The sequence below is a fragment of the Secundilactobacillus pentosiphilus genome (assembly GCF_002217985.1).
Taxonomy (GTDB): domain Bacteria; phylum Bacillota; class Bacilli; order Lactobacillales; family Lactobacillaceae; genus Secundilactobacillus; species Secundilactobacillus pentosiphilus.
This window is the reverse complement of record NZ_BCMI01000047.1, coordinates 1-6,776: the sequence shown is the minus strand read 5'-3', so window position 1 is coordinate 6,776 and position 6,776 is coordinate 1. Positions and strand designations below refer to the sequence as shown.

At 42.6% G+C, this 6,776-nt stretch carries 6 protein-coding genes and 4 tRNA genes; all 10 read left to right on the top strand.

Features of this window, described 5'->3' with window-relative positions:
- Positions 1-266 precede the first annotated feature (266 nt).
- Complete coding sequence (locus CES81_RS12820) at positions 267-584, top strand: PTS sugar transporter subunit IIB (protein ID WP_089089642.1); 318 nt, start codon at positions 267-269, stop codon at positions 582-584.
- 233 nt (positions 585-817) lie between these two features.
- Positions 818-2,308 carry a peptide MFS transporter gene (locus tag CES81_RS12815; RefSeq protein WP_225356409.1) on the top strand — a complete coding sequence of 497 codons (1,491 nt, stop codon included), beginning with the start codon at positions 818-820 and terminating at the stop codon, positions 2,306-2,308.
- Between the two features lie 65 nt (positions 2,309-2,373).
- Positions 2,374-3,207: a metallophosphoesterase gene (locus CES81_RS12810; RefSeq protein WP_225356408.1), complete on the top strand. Its 834-nt coding sequence runs from the start codon at positions 2,374-2,376 to the stop codon at positions 3,205-3,207.
- A 95-nt stretch (positions 3,208-3,302) separates the two neighbouring features.
- Positions 3,303-3,385, top strand: a tRNA-Tyr gene (locus CES81_RS12805).
- A 9-nt stretch (positions 3,386-3,394) separates the two neighbouring features.
- A tRNA-Gln gene (locus tag CES81_RS12800) sits at positions 3,395-3,466 on the top strand.
- A 72-nt stretch (positions 3,467-3,538) separates the two neighbouring features.
- Positions 3,539-3,621, top strand: a tRNA-Tyr gene (locus CES81_RS12795).
- A gap of 8 nt (positions 3,622-3,629) precedes the next feature.
- Positions 3,630-3,701, top strand: a tRNA-Gln gene (locus tag CES81_RS12790).
- 174 nt (positions 3,702-3,875) lie between these two features.
- Positions 3,876-4,673, top strand: coding sequence for a pyrroline-5-carboxylate reductase (gene proC / locus CES81_RS12785; protein WP_089122099.1), 798 nt, complete (start codon positions 3,876-3,878; stop codon positions 4,671-4,673).
- 151 nt (positions 4,674-4,824) lie between these two features.
- The gene (nagA, locus tag CES81_RS12780) at positions 4,825-5,970 is read left to right on the top strand and encodes an N-acetylglucosamine-6-phosphate deacetylase (RefSeq protein WP_089122098.1); all 1,146 of its coding nucleotides are present in this window, start codon (positions 4,825-4,827) and stop codon (positions 5,968-5,970) included.
- 25 nt (positions 5,971-5,995) lie between these two features.
- Complete coding sequence (locus tag CES81_RS12775; RefSeq protein WP_089088259.1) at positions 5,996-6,697, top strand: GntR family transcriptional regulator; 702 nt, start codon at positions 5,996-5,998, stop codon at positions 6,695-6,697.
- Positions 6,698-6,776 lie beyond the last annotated feature (79 nt).

Below are 6,776 nucleotides of genomic sequence, written 5' to 3'. Positions count from 1 at the left end.
GATATTAGTCGATTTTCATCGATTAATATCAGAACTAATCTTAGATTGTTTTTTCTGTCTAAACGGGGAAAGTTAAGTCGAAAAGTACCAATCAGAAATGTTAATTAAACCAGTAAAATGGTCAGCTCTAAAAATTGGTATAGATGTTGAAACCGCTAAAGTTAAGGACGCTTTGATGGTATTTCCGCTTGTGGTATATATTAACATGTGGTAGTCTAAAAACATGAAAGCGCTAATACATAACGCAAAACTTTTGGAGGTAATTCATGATGACAACTGTATTAATCGTATGTGCTGGTGGTATTACGAGTCAATTATTGCAAGAGACTGCTCAACGATCCACTGAGGCTTATCACGCAGAGATTACATTTGAAGCAACGAGTTTTGCTGCAGCTAAGAATGATGGTTTGGAAACAGCGGATCTCGTTTTGGTTGCACCGCAGGTTGGTTATGATTGTGCATCTTTAAGGAAAATCAATCCGCGTGTAAAACGGATTCCAGATAATATTTATGCTTGGGTCAATGGTGAAAGTCTGGTTAAATTTGCCATGACAGAATTAGATAAGAATAAAGTTGCTGGCTAAAGTGAGTTGCATTCTAATCTATAAAATGATTTTTTTACTAGACATCATTCTCGAATAATCGCTTTTATCCAGTACTTTATACCTTAAATAGGATTGCACAAGCGTCTATTCGGGCGTATAATACTCCATATGTTTCAATTAGAATATTATGAGGAGCGGTATTCCGCTCCTTTAATCATCACTCCGGTAAATAAATGGTATTGCTTGAGTGAGAGATGTCTGGAGGGCTTTTTTTGGATAACCAAGGAAACAAGCAATTAGATCGCTCATTTTTCGGTCAGCCGCGTGGTTTGTCTACGCTGTTTATGACTGAAATGTGGGAACGATTCAGTTACTATGGTATGAAGGCAATTTTGATCTACTACATGTACTTCTCAATTGCTCAAGGTGGCCTTGGCATGACTAAGGGGCTTGCAGCCTCTATCATGTCGATTTACGGGTCATTAGTTTACTTATCTTCAGTACTCGGCGGCTTTTTAAGTGACCGACTCTGGGGTAGCCGTAAGACTGTATTTTACGGTGGTGTTTTGATCATGTTTGGTCATATTTGTTTATCACTACCAGCTGGGAAAATAGCATTATTTATTTCTATTTGTTTAATTACAATTGGTACTGGTTTATTGAAGCCAAACGTTTCAGAAATGGTTGGGACTTTGTACGCATCAGAAGACACCCGTCGTGATTCTGGTTTTACCATTTTTGTGTTTGGGATTAACTTAGGATCTTTAGTTGCACCGATCGTGGTGCCCGCAATGTGGTCAGCATTTAACTTCCACGCTGGTTTCTCATTGGCTGCAATTGGGATGTTCTTTGGATTAGTATCTTACTGGTACGGTGGTAAGAAGTACTTGAGTGCTGATTCACTGTATCCGGATGATCCGTTAGAGCCAGGAGATGCTAAGAAGTTATCTTTCCGTGCTGGTTTAGGGATTATTGCCTTCGCACTGATAGTGTTGATCATGTACGTGTTTGGCCAGTTTAACATTGCCAACTTCATTACGTTACTGAGTATCATCGCTATTTTAACGCCTGTTGCTTACTTTACAGTCATGTTGACTAGTAAAAAAGTTACTAAGCATGAACGTTCACGTGTTTGGGCTTACGTTCCGCTATTTATTGCCGCAGCTATTTTCTGGGCAATTGAGGAACAAGGAATGGTGGTTTTGGCGCTGTTTGCACAACAACAAACGAATAACACCGTTCACATCTTTAACTGGGTCATCCACATCAACCCGGCTAATTATCAAACACTGAATCCATTATTTATTTTAATTTACACGCCAATTTTTGCTACGATGTGGTCGAAACTGGGTAAAAAGCAACCTTCATCACCGGCTAAGTTCTCTATGGGGATGGTTATTACCGGTTTCTCATACTTATTGATGGTTGTGCCAGTAGCGATGTTTGGTGCTTACGCAAAGGTCAGCCCGTTTTGGTTAGTAGGTAGTTGGGCAATCGTTGAAATTGGTGAATTATTGATTTCACCAATTGGTTTGTCAGTTACGACTAAACTTGCACCAAGGGCGTTTCAATCTTCCATGATGAGTATGTGGTTCTTAGCTGATTCAGCTGGGCAAGCCGTTAACTCACAAATCGTTAAATTCTACACACCTGGGAACGAAGTTGCTTATTTCACCGGCAACGCACTGGTTGCTATTGCGGCCGGAATTGTTTTGTTCTTCATGATTAAGCCAATTAAACGCTTAATGGAAGGTGTTCTATAAACGAGTCATTTAAAAGTTATGTTACGATATTGTCGTGACATAACTTTTTTAGTAGGAGTAAAGTAATGGTTAAAGTAGCAATGGTGAGCGATCTGCACCTGGATATTAATAAAGTGGATATTGAACAAACCCTGGAGCAACAAAGCCTTTGGCTGAAAGAAAATCAGATTGGCATTTACTTAATTGCGGGTGATCTCTTTAATCACTTTAACCGGTCGCTATCATTTACCGAGAGGCTGCAAAAAATGACGCCTAACACCCTTGTCAGGTTTATTGCCGGTAATCACGACATGGTTAATGATATTAGCTATGATGGCCTTCAAAACGGCATATCAAACACGTATCTTCACCGCAAACAGCTGGATGTTTCCGGCACTGATTGGCGAATTATTGGTAATAATGGCTGGTACGATTATACTTTTTCCGCTGTTTTACACCGGCCAGAAGCGGATTTTTGGCATTGGAAGCAGGCCTACTGGATCGACAGTGCGATTGAACAACCGATGAGCGATCCGGAGAGAATGACGCAAGAATTGCAGGCGATTGAAAGACAATTACGGCAGGCGCAGCAGGATAAGAAACGCGTGTTATTCATGACCCACTTTGTGCCCCGAATCGAATATTTACGAATCACGTCCGATAACCGGTTCTGGAATATGGCTAACGCTATGTTAGGCAGCACGCGGACAGGCCAGTTGCTAACCCGATATCACGTTAGGTACGCGTTATTCGGTCACATGCATATCCATCCGAAACCACGAAAGCTAGCGGGAACTGTTTATTTTAATCAGGCTGTAGGGTACGGAACTGCCAGAAGACACGAATGGTTAACTGACACATTTGAATCAGAATGGTTGAAACGAATACGAGTCATTGATTTAACGGATAAAAAGAATTGAAGGCTAATTTTTATGAGAAATAACGGTAAACCAGCTTGACGAGTCCAACTTGTTTTTGGTATTATAATTAAGTTGATTTATGGTAAATCAATTATGGATGGGTAGCGAAGTCTGGCTAAACGCGGCGGACTGTAAATCCGCTCCTTCGGGTTCGGTGGTTCGAATCCACTCCCATCCATTTCTTTATTGGGCTATAGCCAAGTGGTAAGGCAACGGGTTTTGATCCCGTGATGCGCTGGTTCGAACCCAGCTAGCCCAATCAACCAACTTTGTGTTGACTGGATATACAATATGCTGTATAGTTATTGATGTTGTTTTTGTTTTAAATTATGGATGGGTAGCGAAGTCTGGCTAAACGCGGCGGACTGTAAATCCGCTCCTTCGGGTTCGGTGGTTCGAATCCACTCCCATCCATCTCTTATTGGGCTATAGCCAAGTGGTAAGGCAACGGGTTTTGATCCCGTGATGCGCTGGTTCGAACCCAGCTAGCCCAATCATCTATGTACGAGTACCCATCAGCTGTTTTTAGCTGATGGGTTTTTGTTTACACTCATGTAGCAGTAATTACGGAATTTACGCCGTGTCAGAAAACCTGTGCCACCACATAAATTTTGCTATAATGTAGCTAATACAATAACGGTTAAATAAAACGTTTAGGAGTGATACTTATGAAAATCGGATTCATCGGTGTCGGTGGTATGGCACAAGCCATTATTACGGGTTTACTTAAACAAAACAAATCGGTGCCATCGGAGATATTGATTCACAGTGCACACGCTTCAACGTATGAACAAGTGGCTAAGAAAACGGGTGTAACTGCAAAGAATAGCAATTCTGAAGTTGTTAAGGACAGTGACGTGGTTGTTTTAGCCGTGACACCTAACGTTGCTACGCCGGTCATACAGGAAATTCGCGATCAGCTTGATCCTAAAAAAAAGACTTTAATTTCGATTGTAGCGGGGCTTACGCTTGAACGGTTAGCCGAGTTAGCAGGCTATGATCTAGCGATCCTACGCACGTTGCCTAATCTCAACGTTGCCATTGGTGCGGGGATGACAGCCGTTCATGCAAACGAAAATTTAACGGGTAAAGCTAAAGAAGAGGCCATTGGGTTATTTGATGCGGTTGGCAGTACGGTAACGTTACCAGAAGCTGATTTTGCTACCTTCTCCGCGTTAGCTGGTTCAAGTCCGGCTTACGTCTATTTCTTTATCGATAGTTTAAGTCGTGCGGGCGTTAAACACGGGTTAACTAAGAAAGCGGCTACTAAGATTGCTGCTCAAGCAGTGATGGGTTCCGCAGAAATGGTCCTGAATTCTGATGAAAATCCCTTCGGTTTGATCGACCAAGTGTCGTCGCCAGGCGGCAGTACGGTAGCAGGACTGCTGGCAATGGAAGAAGCGGGCTTTATGACTTCCGTAATTAAGGGGATCGATGCCACAATTGAACGTAATAACGCTGAATAAGTGCGGTTAAACAATCAATTGCCGGCCTATGCAAGGTAAATGAAACAGCATTGAACACTGGTACAATGGTCTTGCAACATGGTCTATACCAGTATATAATAAACGCGTAAACTTAATCGAGTAAATGAGAGTTGATTGGGAGGAAGAGTTTATGAGTATCGTGTTGAAACACGCGACAATTTACACTGGTGATGACGTTATTTCCGATGGTTATATTCGGTTTAGCAAAACCATTGAAGCAGTTGGTCAGATGAATGATTATCGGGCACAACCTAAAGACGAAGTTAAATTCGTTAATGGTCAGGTGATCGTTCCCGGATTTATTGATGTTCACACCCATGGCGGGTATGGCTTTGATTCCATGGATGGCGATGCTGACCAGATCAATCAAATGGTTAATCACATGGTTAAAGAGGGAATTACAACGGTCTTCCCGACGACCATGACGCAGTCGAATGACAATATTGCGCATGCCATGATGGGTATCCGGGAAGCGGCGAAGGTTAATCCGGTTATCAAGGGCGTTCATCTGGAAGGGCCGTTTATTGCAGCCATTTATAAGGGTGCTCAACCAGAAAAGTACATTAAGGACCCGGATGTTTCGTTATTAGATCACTGGAATGAGCTTTCCGGCGGGATGGTAAAATTAATCACTTATGCGCCCGAAGATAAGGGCTCAAGAGCGTTTGAAGATTACTGCTTAGCCCATAACATTGTGCCTTCTGTGGGTCACAGTAACGCTACCAGAGCACAAATGCTTGCCAGCCGTGCGACGCATGTCACCCATTTGTATAACGCTCAGCGGGAATTTAAGCACCGTGAACCAGGCGTTACTGGTCACGCCATGCTAGAAGATAATATGTACGCTGAATTGATTTGCGATGGTTTCCACATTGTGCCAGATATGATTAAACTCGCTTATGAACAAAAGGGGCCGCACCGGATCGAACTGGTTACTGATTCCATGCGCGCTAAGGGGATGCCTGAAGGTATTAGCGAACTTGGCGGTCAAAAAGTCATCGTTAAAGATAAGCAGGCCCGGCTTGAAACGGGTAATTTAGCCGGTTCAGTATTACGCTACGATGATGCCTTTCGTAACGTCATGTCATTTACGGGTTGCACCATTGAAGACGCCGTTCAAATGACGGCTGTTAACCAGGCTGAGGAATTTGGTTTAACTCAAAAAGGTAAGCTATTACCAGGGATGGACGCTGATCTAAACGTCTTTGATCGTGCACTTAATCTGCAAACAACCTATAGTTATGGCCGTGAATTTGACGCGAGCCAAACTGATTAGCTAGGTAAGAAAGGTCGTAAATTTTATGGGATCACCTGTATATATTCAAATTCATAATGAAATCAAGAAAGCGATTGAGGCTGGTAAATGGTCTGTTGGCGATCGAATTCCTTCAGAACGTGAGCTAGCTGTTCAATTCCACGTCAGCCGAATGACACTTCGACAAGCCATTCAAACGTTAGTTGAAGAGGGAATTCTGGAGCGCTTTGTTGGATCAGGTACTTTTGTGGCTAATCAGAAAGTACAGGAAAAAATGTCAGGGGTCACCGGATTTACTGATCTAATGCTTGCTCAGGGTAAACAGCCATCCAGCAAAACAATTTCTTACCACGTGATGAGCCCGTCTTTAAGTGAAAGTGAGAAGCTGAAACTTAAAGATGAGACCCAGGTTCTTCGGATGGAGCGGGTACGATATGGTGATGATGTGCCAATTAGCTTTGAAGTGGCCACCATTCCGCTGGAGATCGTCGAAGGCCTTTCTAAGCAGGAAGTCTCTGAATCACTATACCGGACACTAGAAGCCAAGAAGGGTTTAGTGCCGGGGCATGCCAAGCAAATGGTTTCTGCTTCTTCTGCATCGGAAAGAATCGCGGAATATTTAAACATTAAACGTGGCGATGCCATTTTACGTTTACGTCAAATTTCGTACTTACAAGATGGGCGACCGTTTGAATACGTGAGGACGCAGTACGTTGGTGAACGGTTTGAATTCGTACTTGAAAAATAAAAAAGAACCTAGAAGTGGTCGTATAACCATTTTTGCGATAATCCCTTTATGGTTGTCAGATGAAATACAATAATTCATC

Bases quoted from the DNA above. Each gene is read 5' to 3' on its own strand.
- CES81_RS12820 (WP_089089642.1), top strand. From the start codon at position 267: ATGATGACAACTGTATTAATCGTATGTGCTGGTGGTATTACGAGTCAA.
- proC (WP_089122099.1), top strand. From the start codon at position 3,876: ATGAAAATCGGATTCATCGGTGTCGGTGGTATGGCACAAGCCATTATT.
- nagA (WP_089122098.1), top strand. From the start codon at position 4,825: ATGAGTATCGTGTTGAAACACGCGACAATTTACACTGGTGATGACGTT.
- CES81_RS12775 (WP_089088259.1), top strand. From the start codon at position 5,996: ATGGGATCACCTGTATATATTCAAATTCATAATGAAATCAAGAAAGCG.
- CES81_RS12810 (WP_225356408.1), top strand. From the start codon at position 2,374: ATGGTTAAAGTAGCAATGGTGAGCGATCTGCACCTGGATATTAATAAA.